The organism is Syntrophomonas wolfei subsp. wolfei str. Goettingen G311, assembly GCF_000014725.1.
GTDB classification, from domain to species: domain Bacteria; phylum Bacillota; class Syntrophomonadia; order Syntrophomonadales; family Syntrophomonadaceae; genus Syntrophomonas; species Syntrophomonas wolfei.
Genome location: NC_008346.1, coordinates 599831 through 620277 on the forward strand (window position 1 = coordinate 599831; position 20447 = coordinate 620277).

Annotated in this window: 13 protein-coding genes; 12 read left to right on the forward strand and 1 reads right to left on the reverse strand. The window is 39.9% G+C overall.

Annotated elements, in window-relative coordinates; all coding sequences use genetic code 11:
• The first annotated feature begins 2 nt into the window (after positions 1-2).
• The 8 genes from SWOL_RS02580 to sigK all read left to right on the forward strand — a co-directional run bounded on the left by SWOL_RS02580 (position 3) and on the right by sigK (position 14745).
• Entirely contained in the window at positions 3-4739 is a 4737-nt protein-coding gene (locus SWOL_RS02580) for a DEAD/DEAH box helicase (protein ID WP_011639951.1), read from the forward strand.
• A gap of 456 nt (positions 4740-5195) precedes the next feature.
• Entirely contained in the window at positions 5196-5417 is a 222-nt protein-coding gene (locus SWOL_RS02585) for a hypothetical protein (RefSeq protein WP_041427301.1), read from the forward strand.
• A gap of 284 nt (positions 5418-5701) precedes the next feature.
• A complete protein-coding gene (locus SWOL_RS02590; protein ID WP_011639952.1) occupies positions 5702-7171 on the forward strand; it encodes a type I restriction-modification system subunit M in 1470 nt (489 codons plus the stop codon).
• Complete coding sequence (locus SWOL_RS02595) at positions 7164-7625, forward strand: restriction endonuclease subunit S (protein ID WP_011639953.1); 462 nt, start codon at positions 7164-7166, stop codon at positions 7623-7625. The genes SWOL_RS02590 and SWOL_RS02595 overlap by 8 nt, the downstream gene beginning before the upstream one ends.
• 64 nt (positions 7626-7689) lie before the next feature.
• Positions 7690-9336, forward strand: a complete 1647-nt coding sequence (locus SWOL_RS02600) for a transposase (protein WP_011639746.1) — start codon at positions 7690-7692, stop codon at positions 9334-9336.
• A 140-nt stretch (positions 9337-9476) separates the two neighbouring features.
• Positions 9477-10262 (forward strand): restriction endonuclease subunit S, encoded by a 786-nt coding sequence (locus SWOL_RS13460; protein WP_242649386.1) that lies wholly within the window; start codon positions 9477-9479, stop codon positions 10260-10262.
• 246 nt (positions 10263-10508) lie between these two features.
• A complete protein-coding gene (locus SWOL_RS02610; protein WP_011639955.1) occupies positions 10509-13856 on the forward strand; it encodes a DEAD/DEAH box helicase family protein in 3348 nt (1115 codons plus the stop codon).
• A gap of 154 nt (positions 13857-14010) precedes the next feature.
• Complete coding sequence (gene sigK, locus SWOL_RS02615) at positions 14011-14745, forward strand: RNA polymerase sporulation sigma factor SigK (RefSeq protein ID WP_011639956.1); 735 nt, start codon at positions 14011-14013, stop codon at positions 14743-14745.
• A gap of 325 nt (positions 14746-15070) precedes the next feature.
• On the opposite strand, the gene SWOL_RS02620 is transcribed toward sigK, so the two are convergent.
• Positions 15071-15379, reverse strand: a complete 309-nt coding sequence (locus SWOL_RS02620) for a hypothetical protein (RefSeq protein WP_011639957.1) — start codon at positions 15377-15379, stop codon at positions 15071-15073.
• On the opposite strand from SWOL_RS02620, the gene SWOL_RS02625 reads away from it, so the two are divergent.
• From SWOL_RS02625 to SWOL_RS15040, 4 genes are all read left to right on the forward strand, one after another.
• Entirely contained in the window at positions 15366-15836 is a 471-nt protein-coding gene (locus SWOL_RS02625; RefSeq protein ID WP_207635318.1) for a hypothetical protein, read from the forward strand. The genes SWOL_RS02620 and SWOL_RS02625 overlap by 14 nt on opposite strands.
• 38 nt (positions 15837-15874) lie before the next feature.
• A complete protein-coding gene (locus SWOL_RS02630) occupies positions 15875-19309 on the forward strand; it encodes a pyruvate carboxylase (protein WP_011639958.1) in 3435 nt (1144 codons plus the stop codon).
• 146 nt (positions 19310-19455) lie between these two features.
• Entirely contained in the window at positions 19456-19638 is a 183-nt protein-coding gene (locus SWOL_RS02635) for a hypothetical protein (RefSeq protein WP_041427305.1), read from the forward strand.
• A 220-nt stretch (positions 19639-19858) separates the two neighbouring features.
• The gene (locus tag SWOL_RS15040; RefSeq protein WP_278078271.1) at positions 19859-19984 is read left to right on the forward strand and encodes a hypothetical protein; all 126 of its coding nucleotides are present in this window, start codon (positions 19859-19861) and stop codon (positions 19982-19984) included.
• Positions 19985-20447: the final 463 nt, after the last annotated feature.

Genomic DNA, 20447 nt, shown 5'->3' on the forward strand with positions numbered 1-20447 from the left:
TAATGATATTTAGACCAGCAGAAAGTTCAAAAAATATAGTGGACTTTTACCGTAATTATTTGCTTACTACATTTCAGACGAATAATGAAAACTATAATCGCCAACTGCAAGAACAGTTGGCCGTAGATGGTACGATTGCTAATGGCCCTTTTATTAGTTTAAATGATTCCTTTGCAAAAGAAGAATCCCTCCGAGATTTAGTAGACAAGCGTATCATTTCAAGAGAATTGTTGAAGATCACGGCAATGCATCTGGATCGCAATTTATATAAGCATCAGACAGAAGCAATTCGAAAAGCTAATGAAGGCAAAAATCTAGTTATTACCACAGGTACAGGTTCCGGTAAAACAGAATGTTTTTTAATTCCAGTCATCAATCATCTTATACGTGAAAAAGAAGCTGGGACATTAGGGAAGGGTATTCGTACACTTATTATTTATCCTATGAATGCCTTGGTCAATGACCAGATACGTCGTTTGCGTGAACTATTTAATGAATGTGGAGATTTAGATATAACCTTTGGAAAGTTTACAGGCGAAACACAAGAAAAGTTTTCTGACGCTCGTAAAGAATATATGGAGCGTGAAGGAAGTGCACCTGGAAAAAATGAATTGATATCCCGTGAACAAATGCGGACCACACCCCCTAATATTCTTATAACTAACTACGCTATGTTAGAATATCTGCTCCTTAGACCGGGTGACAATGTGTTCTTTAATGAGCAAAATGCCATTAACTGGCACTCTATTATAATTGACGAAGCGCATACATATGGTGGGGCAAAAGGTATTGAGGTTGGATCGCTGATTAAGCGTGTAAAGGCTATGCTTGCTCGAAACGATATTCAGTTCATTCTTACTTCAGCAACCTTGGGCGATGAAAAATCAAACTCTGAAATTATTAAATTTGCAGAGGCCTTGTGCAACGCCAAATTTGATGATAGTTCCATTGTGCGCGCATATACAATTGCTCCACAAAAAGTGTCTGATGTTCATCTCCTTGATTTTTCAATTTACCGTGACTTGGCAGAAAAAATCCGAAACAACATATCTGCAAAAGAGATTCTTTATTATCTCAATAAGCGTAATATTGCCATTCTTTCCGATATATCGGAAGAAAAAACTTTGGAAAGAACTCTGTTTTCAATGATCCTACATGATGAGTTCTATTATAAAGTTAGAATTAAATTACTCAATCGAATAAAGCCATTAAATAAATTGGCAACTGAATTGAATCTACCTGTGCAAGATGTAACCGACTTCATTGCTGTTGCTTCTAATGCTCAAATTGAAGGAAATAAAATATTTGAAGCTCGCTATCATATGTTTCTTCGGGGGTTGGAAGGCATATTTATTACTCTCAAGCCAAGCAACAAACTGTTCGTAACCAAGATGGAAACATATAAAGAAGATCCTTTTAGCAATGATTGTGGATACAAAGCCTACGAGATTTCTTTTTGTCATAATTGCAATGCATTATTTATCATTGGTCAAAAGGAAGATGGCCATTTAGTTCAAAAGAATAAGTTCAATGCCGATTATGACCCAGAGGTATATTTGCTGGATGGCGATTATGAGGGAGATGATAACGATGAGGACGAAGAAGCGAAAAGCTATATTGTCTGTGCAAAATGTGGTGCTATTAAACGTTCTACATCCATAGATGATTTAACTTGTGGACACGGGAAAGAGAATTATAATCGCCTCATTAAAGTCAAAGATAAGGGTACAAAATTACATACCTGCCCATGTTGCCATACTATTAATACACAGCGCAGTATCATGCGTCCCTATTTTTTAGGTAATGAAGCGTCAACTGCTGTAATTGCGACTGCTTTGTATAATGAGCTGCCTAACACTAAAATTACAAAAGAGACTGTCAAATTTGAAGATGATTTCTTTGGAGAAAGCTCAAAAAAAATAATTGAAAAGCGTGAGCATATTGTAAAGCAATTTCTAACTTTTTCGGATAATCGCCAGGCGGCAGCTTTTTTTGCATCATATCTCGAGACGACCTATCGAGATAATCTTGTTAAAAGGTTGATGACCAGAGTTTGTGAGGACAATGCCCAGGCTATGGCAAGTGGAATATCACTTGAGAATTTTGTGGATCATTTGGAAGCTATCATGGCTGAATATAGAATTTATGCGCAAGATAATCGCCACAAAGAAGCATGGATTGCTGTAGCAAAAGAGACGATAAATTATAAGGCCAAAAACTCATTGCAGAATAAGGGCATCTTATTCTTCGATGTAGATATTGACATGCCTGCTAACAATAAACTTAATCTTTCAGCGCATGAAACTACGGATCTTTTTAAGATCTTTGCTCGCTATTTCATAAAAAACGCAGCCATTAAATTTCCTATTAGTTTAACTAGGGCTGATGATCAAAGATTAACATTCAATGGAATCACAATTGGCTTTGATTTAAGTTCATCATCAAAAAGTTATATTCAAGCATGGGTACCGGCCGCTGGAAGAGAAAATATTCGCACCAAATTGCTGCAAAAAATATTTCCAGATAAAGATGCTGCTTTTATTTACAAATTACTTGAATCTCTTTGGTATGCATTAAATACGAAGGGAATTATTTCTTACTATGATGAAAAGTTTATGCTGTCATCTTCTGCAATAAAGGTTAAGGCAGTACAGGTATTATATAAATGCAATGAATGTAAAACAATAACTCCATATAATATTCAGAATATTTGTCCAAACCCTAAATGTACTGGGGATTTACAAACTTTTGATTTTAAAAAGACAATTCATAGAGACCATTATTACAATGTCTTTCGTAATTTAAAAATCGATGACCTTATTGCCAAAGAACATACTGCCCAACTTGGCAGTGAAAAAGCATATACCTATCAAAATGATTTCAAAAATGAAAAGATTAATGTATTAAGTTGCTCGACCACATTTGAGATGGGTGTGGATGTTGGTTCTCTAGAAACAGTATTTATGCGGAATATGCCACCATCTCCAGCAAATTACGCACAGCGCGCAGGTCGCGCAGGTCGTAGTTTAAAATCTGCTGCTTACTCATTGACATATTGTCCCAATAACTCCCACGATCTAAATTACTTTAAACAACCGCTTTCTATGATTAAAGGTACAATTCAGCCACCTGCATTTAATGTTAGCAATGAAAAAATAGTTTTACGACATATCTTTGCATCTGCCTTTTCGTTTTTTTGGAAAAAGTGTCCCGAACTCTACAAAAAATATGTTGGAGAATTCTTCGATCTAGATGGTTACGGAGAATTTAAAGCTTATTTAAACTCACATCCTAAAGATCTCCACCAGTATCTTAAACATGTTGTTAGTGTTGATCTTTATGATTATTTTGGCATTGAAGAATTCAGTTGGATTAACCGCCTTTTTAATATTGACGAAATAAATCCAGGCGTTTTTGTTATAGCACGTAGAAAATATGATTTAGATCTTCAGGATCTTGAAAAGGCGAGAAATGTCTGTGTGGAAAGACAAAAAACAGCAAAACCAGGCTCCAAAGAAGAAAAAAATCTTAATTGGAAAATCATATCTATCGGCAATTCAATCAATACTGTTAGAAACCAACAGATGATTGAGTTTTTATCTCGAAACAATCTCATACCAAAGTATGGTTTTCCAGTTGATACTGTAGAATTAAAAAGCTCCGGAAAGGGCGGCGTATTAGATTCGCTTAGACTGGATCGGGATTTGTTTTCAGCTATTTCCGAGTATGCTCCCGATTCGGAAGTCGTGGCAGACGGTAAACTGATTACGAGCAGGTATGTGCGTGTCCTTAATGGATATGCATGGCCAGAATTTAATTATTCAGTATGTGAGCATTGCCATACTTTAAACAAAACACTTTGGATAGAAGAATCGCTCAAAAATTGCAAGCAATGTGGATATGAGCTGCCAATTATCAAAAAAAAGTATATCATTCCCAAGTTTGGCTTCATTACAGAGAATGGCGAACCTAAAGATGCGAGGACAGATAAACCCGAACGAACTTATAAAGGTTCTATTTCATATATAGGTGATGAAAACCATATTGAATTTAATAATTATGATATCTGTGGTAAAAGAGTGGTTGTTGGTAGTAGCAAAATGGACGAGCTAGCAGTTTTAAACACTTCTGCTTTCTATATTTGTAAGTCCTGTGGATATGGTATAGTCAAAGATGGGTGTTATGATTCTGCTTTTGAAAAGCCACACCAAAAGCCTGACGGATATCCTTGTAATAATAAACTGTATCCATATTCGCTGGGGCATGAGTTCCAAACCGATGTTGTTTTGCTGAAGTTTATTTCAGAGAACATAATGGAATTAAATGCAGCTTGGACAATTTTATATTCTTTGTTAGAGGGATTGAGCCGTCATCTATGTATTGATCGAAATGAACTTTCCGGTTGTTTGCATTGGTATCGTAACGAAGCATTTGGTGATCGCGGAAACTTTGGATTCATACTATTCGATAACACACCCGGTGGAGCGGGATATGTACGGCAACTACATAGTGTATCCACTTTTGTAAAAATGTTGGAGTGTGGAGCAGACATTGTTAACAATTGTGAATGTGGTGGAAATGAAGCTGATACTGCTTGTTATAGCTGCTTGTGCAATTATTATAACCAAAGGCAGCACGAGAATTTAAAACGCAAGCTTGCAATCGATTTCTTTAGCTCTGTTAAAAATGGAAATACTATGTGGTTTGGCAGTACTATTCTAGATAAGGAGTTCAGATAAAAGTATCTGGAGCAATTCTTTAGCTAGTAAAAATTTAAGGGCATTCAGGGGGACGGTTTTGTTCCGTCATTTTAAAATGCAATTTAGCATTTGTTTTTCAGGTACTGATAAAAATTATACAAGGTTGATTGTAATGTAAAATATGAATTTTTTTATTATAATTTCCATCCTAAGGAACTATGAGCTACTACATGAAATAGGGTAAAGGGGTTTAGGAATCACCAACTTCCCATTATCCATATTTAGTACTGCACGGTCTGTTAAAACTACACAGTAAGGGATGAGGGGATTAATTTGACATGGCAACTATATAAGCACGATGTCCTTGAAATACTTAAACAGCTTAAGTCTGAATCTGTCCATTGTTATGCTACATCCCGCGTTCGGGGACGTTTTTGGTTGCAAGGAAAACCCCTCTTTTTGCTGTATAATGTTGAAAAAAGGGAGAGCAGATAAATGGACAGAATACAAGTTCTTATCCAAATCGGAAAACTGGGCGGTAAGGATATACACTATAGCGAGGTGGCTGATAAAATTATAAAAAGTGATGAATATGTACTCAAAGTTTACGAAATCCTCGAAAAAGACGGCTATATTCATCGCGGAGGTCTTAGTACGGGACTAATTACAGAAGCTACACTGACGGTTTCGGGAAAAAACTTTCTAAGGAATAAATAACGAACACCAATCCCTATGTTTTTAAAACTTGGTTCCTTTTTGCCGAACTCGGTAGGAAATTTATTTAACCATAGCTCTGACTTGAGCCGGGCATGGGAAAGCCCATACAGTTCATTGCGCAAACTAATATTTGCTTAAGATAGCGCCGTGGTAGAGTAGACAGCATGTATATCAGATAAATCATTAATTATTTGATATAAGGTTATTATAATAAGATGATGGAATTAAATGGTGTTTATAAAAGAATAATCAAGTTATTTAAATTAAGGACAGGGAGAACACAGATGATAACAGGAGAAATTCGCAACAAGATCGATAAAATATGGACAGATATGTGGGCTGGAGGTATCACCAACCCATTAACTGTTATAGAGCAACTTACATATTTAATGTTTATTCGTTCACTGGATGAAAAGGAATTGGAAATGGAAAGCGTTGAGGCATTAAGCGGGGAAGAGATGCCCAAAATTTTTCCGCAGGATAAAGCGGGACAGGATATGCGCTGGAGTAAGTTTAAAACTAAAGATTCCCGCGCGATCTACGATATTGTCGGTTCAAAAGTATTTCCTTTTATTAAAGCCATGAACGGAAAAAACACTTCTGCTTTTTCACGTTATATGCAGGATGCAATGTTTTTAATTCCTACTCCACAGGTACTGCAAAAAATAATTACTGGCCTGGATGAACTCTATGAACATGATATAAAAGATTTGGATATGCAGGGTGATGTTTACGAATATATGCTGGGCAAGCTGTCTACAGCAGGCCAAAATGGTCAGTTTAGGACTCCGAAGCAGATTCGTGATATGATGGTGCGATTGCTTGATCCTGCCCCAGATAATAAAGTATGTGACCCTGCCTGTGGAACAGCGGGATTTCTGGTTTCTATTGCGGAGTATATCAGGGAAAAGTATGAGACTGAAATGACTCCTGAACAATGGGAGCATTTTGGAGGCGCGATGTTTACGGGGTTTGATACCGACCGGACCATGTTGCGTATATCTGCTATGAACTTGATGCTGCACTCTATTACCCAGCCCCGTATAGAATATGTAGATAGCGTTTCCAAACAGAACAGTATCTCTTCTGCTTATGATATTATTCTGGCTAACCCACCCTTTACCGGAACAATTGATACGGAAAGTATTAATGATAATCTAAAAGCAGTCTGCAGTAGCAAAAAAACAGAGCTTTTATTTGTGGCGCTCTTTTTACGGATGCTGCGCAAGGGTGGACGCTGCTCGTGTATTGTACCTGATGGGGTTTTGTTTGGTACTACCAGGGCTCACAAAGCCCTGCGCAAAGAATTGGTCGAAAACCATCAACTACAGACAGTTATATCCATGCCCAGTGGTGTGTTTAAACCGTATGCAGGGGTTAGTACAGCAATCCTGGTATTTACTAAAACAGGCGCAGGTGGAACTGATAAGGTTTGGTTCTATGATATGAGAGCAGATGGTTATTCCTTGGACGATAAACGAACTCCCATTGAAGATAATGATATTCCGGATATTATTGCCCGTTTTCATAATCCGGAGGGGGAAGCTGACCGTAAGCCTACCGAGCAGAGCTTTTTTGTGGAAAAGTCAGCTATTGTAGCCAATGATTATGATTTATCTATCAACCGTTATAAAGAGATTGTGTATGAAAAAGTGGTATATGATGCCCCAGCGGTGATTATGGATCGCCTGGATAAGCTGAACCTTGATATTGCTGCCAAGATGGAAGAACTGAGGGGGCTTATAGGTGAGTAAACTATATGAAATTATTGAAAAACCTATATCGGGTGAGTGGGGTAGTGAAGACAAGCTAGGCGGAGGAGTTCCGGTATTACGTACAACAAATTTTACTAATATTGGTGTTATTGATTATTCCAATGTTGTCACAAGGGTAATAAACACTGATAAAATCAAAAATAAATATTTACAAAAAGGCGATATTATTATAGAAAAATCAGGTGGTAGCCCAGCACAGCCTGTTGGTAGGGTAGTAGTGTTTGAGGGTGAAGATGGTAAGTATTTATTTAATAATTTTACTTCTGTATTAAGAATTAAGGACCAAAAAATATATTTTTATAAATATGTATTTTACCATTTGTTTTCAGACTATAAGGAGGGCAAAACCAGAAAATTTCAAAATAAAACAACGATGTCACTGCAAAAAGTCAAAAAAGTCGTATCAGCAAGCAGGAAAAACCTTACCGAATAGCGAAGTATTATAGAGAAAATAGAAGAAACACAACGATAAACCAGAAATTCGGAGGTTTTTCAAATTGTTTAAGCCAAATAATGATCATCTTCAAGGAAAAGTATTTAGCGATTTCCAGCGGTTCAACTCCGTTGTAGCTAAACGGCTTAAAAATTCCTGGTCAATGGTATTTTATGAACAGGTCTTCTGCCTTATTAGAGAAGAACTATTTGCTCCGCTCTATAGTTTGGAATGGGGAAGGCCCAACTTTCCTATCAATATACTAGTAGGCCTGGAGATTATTAAACACTTGTTTGATTACACTGACCAGGAACTGCTAGATCAGTACTATTTTAATTACCAGGTACAATATGCTCTGGGAATAGAAAATATCGGTGAAATATACTTGGGAGAACGGACCTTGTACAACTTTCGAGAGAGAGTGGTTCGTTATTCCAAAGAATATCCCGAAAAGGAGGCTCTGGCTTTTCAACAGTTTGAAATACTTACCCGGAATTTCCTTGGTTTAGTCGGGCTTAAAACTGATGAACTACGCATAGATTCCACTTTAATTAGTCCCAATATCAAGAAAGCCGGTCGTCTTTCCCTGGCTCATGATGTACTGGCACAAGCAGTAAGAGCCATACCCGTCGCTTATCGCAGCGAGAATCTAAACAAAGTACTGGAAGATTCCTTCAAGAACAAATTATTATACCAGACCAAGAATAGCCAGTTAGACAGTAGATTACAGGCTGTACTGGATTTAATGAGTGAAATATATGTCCTATCCCAAAACCATAAAACTATCGCTGATTTAGAAAAGGTGAAAATCCTGCTGCGCTTCCTCAATGAACAGGCTAATTGCGATGAAAACAGCGGGCGATTCAAAGCCAAAGCAAGCAAAGAAGTCAGTTCCGATTCACTACAATCAGCGTATGATACAGATGCTACTTACCGGGATAAGGCCGGGAAAAAAGAATCGGGTTATACAGCCACATTCACCGAAACCTGTAATAGCGAAAATGATGTTCAGATTATAGTTGATTACACAGTCGAACCCAATAACAAGAGCGATGTAGAAATATTTCAGGACCGTATGGATATTATCAAAGATAATACCAATGCCAGCGATATTTACGCTGATGGCGGTTACTACGGAGAGAATGTGATAAATAAAGCCAACTCCAAAGGTATAGAAATCCAGCTCCATTACACTGATATGACTGGCAAAACAGCCCCCGAAGGACAGCTACCAGCTCATCACTTTGTCTTTAACAAAGATATGGAAATGGTACAGTGTCCGGGAGGCCAAATTCCCAGCAGCAGCAAGTACAATAGCAAAACCAAGATAACTACTAGTCATTTTCCTAAAGAAGTCTGTAATAACTGTCCTCATCGGTGCAATTGTCCTCTAAAGGAACAGAAGAGAGATATGGTAGTAAGGATATCCAAGAAATCCATACTGGCATCTCAAGTACGGGAAACAGTAAACGATCCTCACATAAAACACGAAAACATCAGCAAACGCGCTGCGATTGAGGGAACAAATTCGGCCATCAAAGGATGCCAGGGTGCAAAAAGATTAAGAGTGCGCGGTAAAATCAAATGTACCTTACAAATAGGTTTTAAGGTAATTGGTCATAATTTCAAACAGATATTTAGGGCTTTAACCAAACAGATCAAAAAACCAAAGATAAAAACAAAGGGGTTATTGTGCCCAAATCCAAATTAAAAGGGTGAAAATGACAATTATGGTTCTTAGTATGGGTTAATTTGGTCCCAAAAAGCTCATTTTTCAAGTAAAATCTATTATCAATGTACTGAAAAATTTTACCATAAGGTTGAGCTTAAGGAAAACACGCCTATTTGGCAGTGACATCAACAACAGGTATTTTAAACCTGAAATTGGAAAGATTTGTTAAGGAAACAGAAATAAAGTACCGTCCTCTTGAAACCCAAAAGCAAATTGCCAAAACCTTGGACACCGTCTCAGAATTGCTTGCCATACTCAAACAGCAGCTTGCAGAGCTGGACAACTTGATAAAAACCACCTTTTACGATATGTTTGGTGATCCAGTGACGAATGAAAAAGGGTGGGAGATTAAAACTATTGCTGAGATTGCGGAACAAAAACTATCATATGGTTCGGGTGCTTCCGCTATCGAATACGATGGTATTACAAGATATATAAGAATAACTGATATAAATGATAATGGTTCTCTCAATGATGATATCGTTTCACCAAGCGAAACTTCTGCTAAATACAATTTGAATGATGGAGATATTCTCTTTGCAAGAAGTGGCGCAACTGTTGGAAAAACACTAAGATACAGAAGAAGTTTTGGACGGTGTATTTACGCAGGATATTTAATTCGGTTGGTACCCAAAAAAGCCTTGGTATTGCCTGATTATATTTACTACTTCACAAAAACTGACTATTATAAGGGATTTATCGAGTCTAACATGAAAACCGTAGCACAGCCTAATATAAATGCTCAACAATATGGTACATTTAAGATTTGTGTACCGCCTCTCAATCTACAGACACAATTTGCCGAAATCGTCACTAAAACCGAAGAGCAAAAAGCCCTGGTGCAAAAAGCCATCAATGAAACTCAGTACCTCTTTGACAGCTTAATGAGTGGATATTTTGATTAGGATTAAAATATAGGAGTTGTTTCCTGATGATACCGCTTCAGGCATGGAACATGATAGTTGATAAGTTATAGGGAACTCAGCTGGAGTTTCCTGCTGTACCAAAAATCAAAAAGACACCGATATGGTTTTGTGCAACTTCAGATGGGAAAGTAGTTTTCATTGATTAAGCATCTTTGCCAGTAAATCGCAGTTCTGAATTTAGCAATACTTCCAAGTTCGCTGAATTTGTAAGGATAGGTGATTTATTTGTCTGCAAACTTTGATTTCCTAAAGGGGCAAGCCGAATATACCCTGTTTGCTACTGCTTGTATTGAAGCGGAGCGTGTGTTGGCTACCTCTCCAGCAATGGCAGCTATGGGGAGCCGGAAAGCCTGCGAACTTGCTGTAAAGTGGGTGTATTCTGCCGATAATACTATTACTATGCCTTACAGGGATAATTTGCAGTCATTGATTCACGAACCCTCTTTTAGATTCGTTCTTGATAACCAGACATGGAGCAAGCTGCTCTATATTATTAAGCTGGGCAACCTTGCCGTACATACGGAAAAAGCCATCAGTCGCAGTGATGCCGTCCTATCTCTTTCTTTCTTGTTTGAATTTATACAATGGATTGATTACTGCTACGGGTTTAATTATGTAGAACGCAGCTTTGATGAAGCAAAAATTCCGGCAGAACAGGTAATCCTTGATGTAACCAAACTCAAAGAAATAGATAGCTTGATTGATCAAAAAGATACTGAAATAGAAGCCCTACGTGCCAAGATTGAGGCGATGAGCCCACAGCTTACCGCTGATAAAGAACACCATAAGGAAGAACGCCATTTTACTCCATTGGATATTTCGGAACTTCTTACCCGTAAGAAGTATATTGATGTGGACTTAAAGCTCCTGGGTTGGGTATTTGGTGATGATGTGCAGGAAGAAGTGGAGCTTTACGGTATGCCAAATCCGGAAGGAAAAGGCTATGCCGATTATGTACTGTATGGCAAAGATGGACTGCCCCTTGCCGTAATTGAAGCGAAACGCACTTCAAAGGACCCGAAGATTGGTACCCAGCAGGCCAAATTATATGCTGACTGCCTGGAAAAGATGACCGGCAGAAGACCCATGATGTTTACCACCAATGGCTTTGAAACGTACTTGTGGGATGATTTAACTTCTCCGCAGCGTAAGGTGAGTGGAGTCTTCTCCAAAGCCGATCTTGAAAAGCTGATGAACCGAAGGAATGAACGTAAACCTTTGGATGAAATACCGATAGACGATAAAATAACTGATCGTTACTACCAAAAAGAAGCCATCCGGGCAGTATGTGAAAACATTGAAACAGGTCATCGCAAATCATTGCTTGTCATGGCGACCGGTACGGGGAAAACTAGAACCGCTTCCAGTCTAACCGATGTCTTATCCCGGGGTGGATATATAACTAATACCTTATTTTTAGCTGATCGTACTGCCTTGGTCAGGCAGGCTAAGAATGATTTTAAAACTAATTTGCCGGATATGTCCCTATGTAATCTATTAATCAATAAGGAGGACAAAACAGCCCGCATAGTATTTTCAACCTACCCTACTATGCTAAATGCAATTGATTCAGCCAAGAACGAAAATGGGCAGCGGCTGTTTACCCCTGCCCATTTTGATTTAATTATAGTAGATGAAGCCCACCGCAGTATCTTTAAAAAATATCGTGCTATCTTTGAGTATTTTGACAGTATGCTGATTGGTTTAACAGCTACACCCAAGCAAGAAGTGGACCGCAACACCTATGACTTTTTTGAGATGGAAAGCGGTGTGCCGACCTATGCTTATGCCTATGAAACTGCTGTAGATAAAGATCATGTCTTAGTGCCTTACCACAATATTGAGGTTAGAACCAGGTTCCTGGAAGAGGGCATAACTTACGACGAACTATCCGAGGAAGATAAGGCACGCTATGAAGAAGATTTCACAGATGAAGATGGTGAGATGCCTGATTTTATTCCTTCCCCTGCGGTTAATGAGTTCATCTTTAACCAATGTACAGTAGATATGGTGTTGGAAGATTTAATGACCAAAGGAATTAAGGTTGCTGGCGGTGACAGGCTGGGAAAAACCATTATATTTGCACAAAACAAAAAACATGCGGAGTATATCGTTGAGCGTTTTAATAAACTATATCCGCAATATCACGGCAGTTTCGCCAAGCGTGTGGTTTGTGATGACAATTATGTACAAACAATTATCGATGATTTCAAAATTGCCGAAAAAGAGCCCCATATTGCTGTATCGGTGGATATGCTGGATACAGGTATAGATGTTCCAGAGCTGGTTAATTTAGTCTTCTTTAAACGTATCCGCTCTAAAATAAAATTCTGGCAGATGATTGGCCGGGGTACCAGGCTATGCAAAAATCTATTCGGGGATGGACAGGATAAAACCCACTTCCTAATCTTTGATTACCTCGGAAACTTCGAATTTTTCCGTACCAACAAAGACGGCGTGAAAGGCAACGAAACCCAGAGCATTTCGGAAGCGATCTTTGCTAAACGGGTTCGCTTAATTCATCATCTCCAGCAATCGGCTTTTATGGAGGAACCTTATCAGGCCATTCGTACAAATCTTATAGATACTGTCGTACAGCAGATAAACACACTGAATACAGAACTTATATCGGTAAAACTGCAGTTACAGTACATTGAGAAATATAAAAATAAGGATGCTTTCGTATTTCTTTCTGACTTAGACAAACATGACTTAATTGTTCACCTGGCTCCACTTGTATACATGGATGATATGGATGAGTTTGCCAAACGATTTGACAACTTTATGTATGGCCTGATGATTGCTCAAATCGAGGGAGCACCACATTTCAATAAAGGCAAGAAGCAGCTGATCAACGTCTGCAGCAGCCTTTCACAGCGTATTACTATTCCGCAGATTAAAGAGAAAATAGAGCTTATCAATAATGTTGGTACAGATGATTTCTGGCAAAATTCTGATATATTAGATTTTGAGAAGGCACGTATTGAACTGCGTAGCCTTATTAAGTTTATTGTTGATGAAGGCGGAGTTAGCCCAATATATACTAACCTGAACGATATTGTTCTTGAGGTTAAAGAAGGAGAGGGGTTAGACCCCGCCTATACATTTGAAGACTATAAACTAAAGGTAAACCGTTATATTGAAGAAAACCGCGATCATATTGCTATTTATAAGCTCCGGAACAATATTCCCTTGACTGCTTTCGATTATAATAGCTTGGAGCATATCTTCACTGGGGAACTGGGTACACCAGAAGATTATGAGCGGGAATACCAGGATACGCCTTTCGGCCTACTGGTACGTAAAATTGCAAAGATGGAATATGAAGCAGCCTGTGCAGCATTTTCTGAGTTTATCAATGATCAGTCACTAAGCCAGGGACAAATTGTTTTTGTAAAAAAAGTTATCGATTATATCATGCAAAACGGCTATATCGAGAATGTATCCACGCTAATGAAGCCACCTTTTGATAAACCTAAGAGTTTTATTAAGCTTTTTGATGGATCAAAACAAAAGCAGATTGTAGAGGCAGTTAACCAGGTTAGGGATAATGCGGTTAAGATAGTAGGATAAGAAAAATATGATTTCAAAAGAAACAATAGGCTTTAAAACGGTAGCTCCCAGGATCCCACACTCTCTCCCCTCCCCAGAATTTTCATGTCAGATTAAGGCACATTTTGTTTGGCAACTTCATATAGTATAGAGCGCAGAATTTGGAGGTGGTAATTTGTCCTTCCTGTTGTGGGCTCTGGCTATTACCGGAATCCTCAAAGGCAGTTTGTGCCTGTTTGCCTATCTCAATAACCAGGTTTTCCCCCAACCGCTTTCCGAAGAGGACGAGCGCAAGTGCTTGCAGGAAATGCAAAGGGGAGGGGAAGAAGCACGGAACATTTTGATTGAACATAACCTCCGCCTGGTGGCCCATGTAGTGAAAAAATATGAAAGCAGCGGAGAAGATCTGGAGGACTTAATCTCCATTGGCACCATTGGTCTGATCAAAGCTATTAGGACCTATAATTTTGAACGGGGGGTAAGACTGGCTACCTATGCCGCTCGTTGTATTGATAACGAAGTCTTGATGCATCTGCGCAGCAGCAAGAAACAAAAACAGGAAGTTTCTCTTTACGACCCCATTGGCCATGACAAGGAAGGGAATGAAATATCCCTGATTGATATTCTCACCAATGACAATGAAATAGTGGATCTGGTGGAGGCTAAAATGCAGGAGGAAAAAATAAAGGAGAAGATTAATTTACTTTCACGGCGTGAACGACAGGTGATAGAAATGCGCTATGGCCTTTTTAATGGGTTAAAGGAGACTCAGAGGGATATTGCTAAAAAACTGGGTATTTCCCGTTCCTATGTATCCCGTATTGAAAAAAAGGCCATAAAAAAACTGATAAAAGAAATCTATAACCGAGATATAGACTCCCAGGACCTTTGCCAGAGTACGGAGGTTTAGTTTTTCTTTCCGAACTAACCCCCTATGGCCAAGGTCCCCACTGAGTTAGTAGGGGCTTGAATAGTAAGATGTAGCAGGAAATAAATTAAACCCCGATTCAGCTAGCAGAATGTGTGAAAAATATGTTCCAGCGTTAGCTGATAAAGGAGACTATTCCACTAATGATCTAATCGATTGCAAACTACATAAAGAATTATGTTCCCAAACAGAAATTTAACATGACAAATACCATTAATATAGTTGGGCCATCAGAATACCTAACACAAGAGTACCCTGATGGCCTTGGTTTAATAGCTTAATAAAATAACTTAGGGCCTGTCCCCACTTATAGATAGCCGTTGCTTTTTAAAATCTCCAGAGCTTTATCGCGGTCTTCACCGGCTACCAGGATAACCGGACCGGTGCAGCTCATACCGCTGCTGGTAAATATCTGCTCTTTCCAGAGGACCTTAACGGCATCTTCCAACTCCAGGATGTCAATACCAGGTATCTGTGAATCAACTACCTTCTCGGGAGGCGGGGCTACTTCTTTGCCGGCTGCTTCCTGAGCCGGTTTGGCGATTTCTACAATCCAGCCGGCCTGCTTGGCTTTACTGATTTCGGCTGCTACTCCCTTGAATATGAAAAATAGCACCTACCGGCAGCCTCCGACATTAGACTCGCCTGCCCGTATTGCTAAACCCTATAGATTTATTAATGGGACATATACTGAAGCAAGTTTTACGGCATTAGCTGCAATAATCATAATGTTAATTATAATAAGTTCGCTGATTTACTGGATAATCATAAAGATATTACGTTTATTCAAAAGGGGAAAAAGTAAAAGCTGTGGGTTGTCTGCCGTTGCTCCTTGGGTTGGAATTTGTACGAGTATCACCATCCTAATTTTATTCGCCAGCCTGTTTTCTTCAGGTATTGATCCTGTATACCAATTACCCAAAGAAGCGTATATGCCTGTAGAAGGAAATCCATTACTTGATTTTACACCAATACTTATGTGGCTTTTTAGTGGTTTACTGGTGCCCTTTACGCTCATTGCTTGGTGGAAAGACACTAATGGGGGGAGATTTAGGGATTTTGATGGAGTATAATTAATGAGATATGAGAGAGAAGATGAGGGATGCTGATTATGAAATCTTTTAGAAAGGTTTTAATTGCAAACCGAGGCGAAATTGCAATCCGTATTATCAGGGCCTGTCAGGAATTGGGTATCAGAACGGTTTCAGTTTACTCCAAAGAAGATAAACTGGCTTTGTTCCGGACTAAATCGGATGAGTCATACCTGATTGGCAATAATAAAGGCCCGGTGGAGGCTTATCTGAGTATCGAGGAAATAATCAGCCTGGCCATTAAAAAGGCGGTGGATGCAATCCACCCTGGTTATGGCTTTTTGGCTGAAAACCCTGAGTTTGCCCAAAAATGCATTGAGTCAGGGATTGAGTTTATTGGGCCGACTCCGGAAATGATGGATAAATTGGGGGATAAGATCAAGTCCAAGCTTATTGCCCAGAGCATAGGGGTGCCCACTATTCCCGGGGTTGAAAAAGCTATTAAATCAGATCAAGAGGCGATTAAATTTGCCCAAAAATGCGGCTACCCCATCATGCTTAAAGCTTCTGCCGGCGGCGGAGGACGGGGTATGAGAATTGTTAGAAATGAAACCGACCTGCTCCAGGAATTCCACAGTGCTAAAAATGAAGCCCAAAAAGCCTTCGGAATAGATGACATCTTTATTGAAAAATACCTGGAAAGTCCCAAGCACATAGAGGTTCAAGTCCTGGGCGACAATTATGGCAATATTGTTTATTTATATGAAAGGGACTGCTCCATTCAAAGAAGACATCAAAAAGTAATCGAATTTGCTCCCGCATTTAAGATTTCGGCTGAACAGAGAAAGGCAATATGTGCTGATGCTCTGAAAATTGCCCGGTCGGTAAATTATAGAAACGCCGGTACCGTCGAGTTTCTGCTCGATAAACAGGGCAATCACTACTTTATTGAGATGAACCCGCGCATTCAGGTTGAACATACCGTAACAGAGATTGTAACAGGCATTGATATCGTACAAAGCCAAATCCTTATTGCTCAGGGTTATAAGCTGAATTCCAAGGAAGTGGGCATCCCGCGGCAAAGTGCCATCCAAACCAGAGGGTATGCGATACAATGCCGAGTTACCACTGAAGATCCCAGCAACAGTTTTGCACCTGATACTGGTAAAATTGATGTCTACCGAACCGGGGCCGGATTTGGCATAAGGCTTGACGGCGGCAATGGATATACTGGTTCAGTAATAAGTCCTTACTATGACAGCTTATTGGTTAAAATCACTTCTTGGTCCAGGACTTTCGAAGACGCGATAAATAAATCTCAACGAGCCATTCGTGAAACGCTTATCAACGGGGTTAAGACCAATGAAGCGTTTTTACTTAATGTTCTTTCTCATCCCCGTTTTAAAAATGGTGAGTGTGATACGGGCTTCATTGATGCGTCCCCGGAACTTTTTGATATAACTCCCCGGGAGGACCATGAAGCCAAAATTCTAAACTTTATTGGCGAAAAAGTTGTCAATGAAAGCAAAGGCGTGAAAAGAGATTACGATATACCCAGAGTTCCTAAAATTAATGGCAATTATAAACTTAACGGCACCAAACAAATTTTAGATAAAAAAGGTCCCGAGGGAGTTGTTAAATGGATCCAATCCCAAAATAAACTGCTGCTGACCGATACCACCATGCGCGATGCTCATCAATCATTAACGGCCACCAGGATCAGGACTGTTGACATGCTGCGCATTGCCGAAGCGACCGCCTATTTGGGCAAGGACCTGTTTTCTTTGGAGATGTGGGGCGGAGCTACCTTTGATGTAGCTTACCGTTTCCTGCATGAGTCTCCCTGGGAAAGATTAGCCGAACTTCGTCAGAGAATTCCTAATATTATGTTTCAAATGTTGCTCCGGGGTGCCAATGCGGTAGGCTATACCAACTATCCCGACAATGTGGTCCGGGAATTCATTAAAGAGTCCGCCCAGGCCGGGATTGATGTATTCAGAATATTTGATTCCTTAAATTGGTTAAAGGGTATGGAGGTAGCTATCGACGAGACCTTAAAGAGCAACAAGATTGCCGAGGCCTGCATCTGTTACACAGGTGATATCCTGGATGACCGCAAAGACAAATATTCCCTGGCTTATTATGTACAAACTGCTAAAGAGATTGAGAAAATGGGGGCCCATATTCTGGGCATCAAGGACATGGCAGGACTTTTGAAACCTTACGCCGCCGTACGGTTAATTAAAGCCTTAAAGGATGAGATAGCGATTCCCATTCATCTGCATACCCATGATACCAGCGGGAATGGCGTTGCTACTCTGCTTATGGCAGCTGAAGCCGGGGTGGATATTGTTGACACCGCATTCAGCAGCATGGCCGGTATAACCAGTCAACCGGCTTTAAACTCGGTGGTGGCAGCCCTGGAAAATACCAGCCGGGCCACCGGGATAAACTTGGATGAGATTCAGGAAATTGCCGACTATTGGGATGACATAAGGCCTATATACAGCCAATTTGAATCAGATCTTAAATCAGGAACGGCGGAGGTCTATAAATATGAGATTCCGGGCGGTCAATATTCCAATTTAAAACCGCAGGTGGAAAGTTTCGGACTGGGGCATAAATTTAAAGAAGTCAAAGAAATGTATAAAGCAGTTAATGAAATGCTGGGGGATATTGTAAAAGTCACCCCCTCATCAAAACTGGTCGGGGACCTGGCTATATTTATGGTCAGGAATGATCTGACTCCCCAAAATATTATTGAGAAAGGAAAGGGCATGGCCTTTCCTGATTCCACCATAGCCTATTTTGAGGGTATGATGGGCCAGCCGGTGGGTGGTTTCCCGGAGGCATTGCAGAAAGTGGTTTTGAAGGATAAGCAGCCTATTAGTACCCGCCCGGGCGAATTATTAAAACCGGCCGATTTTGAGGCCATTAAGAATTATCTCCAGGAAGAATATAACCTGCCAGCCATCAGGCAGGATATTTTGAGCTATGCCCTTTATCCCAAAGTTTTTGAAGAATATTTGGAATTCAAGAAATCGTATGGTGATCTAAGCAGAATGAACAGCTCAGTATTTTTCGACGGGATAAGCCAGGGTGAAGTCTGCGAAGTTGAACTTGAGGAAGGCAAGACATTTATCATCAAGCTGGTCAACATCGGTAAAGTCAATAAAGAAGGCTACCGGAAGATATACTTTGAGGTTAACGGCAATCAAAGAGAAATTACCATCCTGGATAAGCAATATCATAAAACTTTTGATGTTGAAATTGGTTCGACATTAATGGCTGATCCCAACAACAAAAAGGATATTGGGGCCAGCATCCCGGGAACAGTTGTCCAAATACTGGTCAAGGCAGGCGATAGTGTTGAGGCCGGCCAAAGCTTGATTATAATTGAGGCCATGAAGATGGAGACGCGGATTGCGGCTCCGGTAAGCGGTAAAGTGGGCAACATAACCGTCCAGGAAGGGCAGCAGGTTAAGAACGGAGAGTTATTAATGCAGTTGGAGTAGCAAGGTCACCTCACGCTGTTCAAAAAGTTTTCTTTTGGCGGCTAACTGGCTGCCGACAGGGCCGACCGGAGACTTGCGCGCTCAAGCCAGGTATGCTTCCCCGCACACTTGAGGTCCCACTGTTATGCTGAGCGTGGTGAAAAACCTTGCGGCTGGTCTTTCAATCTATCAATACCATACTAAAAGCCCGTTTATCCCGGCAGTTAGTAAAGGATACTTCCTTTATAGTCGGAAATACCGTCAAGGTGTTTACTATACTGGCTATGCCCAATGCTATAGATAGGAATTTACTTTTTCACCCTTATCAGTATATTACCGGATGGTGTTGAACGCTATGACAATTATAATAATATTATCCAGGGGACAAAAGGGGACGTTTTTGTTGTGTCATTAAGCTCTTTTAACGATATTAGATGACAAGGGAGATGACAAATGGACGGTTCTCTTGTAATCCCGGATAAGGAAATGGCGATATATGTTCTAATAAAATCTACATAATAGATGGCTCCAAGGGAAAAATAAAGTGAAATAACCAAGGAGGTAATTATTATGTGCTTTTTATGGATAAACATAGACGACAAACCCTGGCAGGAATACACTGACGAGTATAGAAGACATGAAGAAAAACCTGATAACGTTAAGGTCAGTAGCTCGGAGCAATTTGCCTTAGACTAAACACCAATTATCTTGCCTAACAAGAGGATGAGGACTGGAGAGCAGCCAAGCATCTGAAGGATTACGACCGAGGGGTCAAGGGGGTTACATTGTAGCCCCCTTGTTTATTCACCTCTTGATATTAAACGGTAAACTCCTGGGGCGTCCTCCCTGCCCCCCAATGGGGCTAAATTAAGTGCCTTCTGTTTTTTATCTTACTATTTTGCAGGGCAATCATTTTCTCGAATAAAATTTCCCATAAAGATACTTTATGCTGGTTATTCAGCCAGGGTTAAAGATATAATTAATAGAGTATGTTTAAAACCAGAGCAATTAATTGTCTTTCCTGGGAATATAATTAATCAAGCATCGGAAAAAACTGCGGAGTAGTTTTAACACAGTGCTGCAACGAGGAGGGGATTAGAACCTACCGCCTTTTTTGTTAATAAGAATCCGACCGCTTGACGAAGCGGACATATTTCAC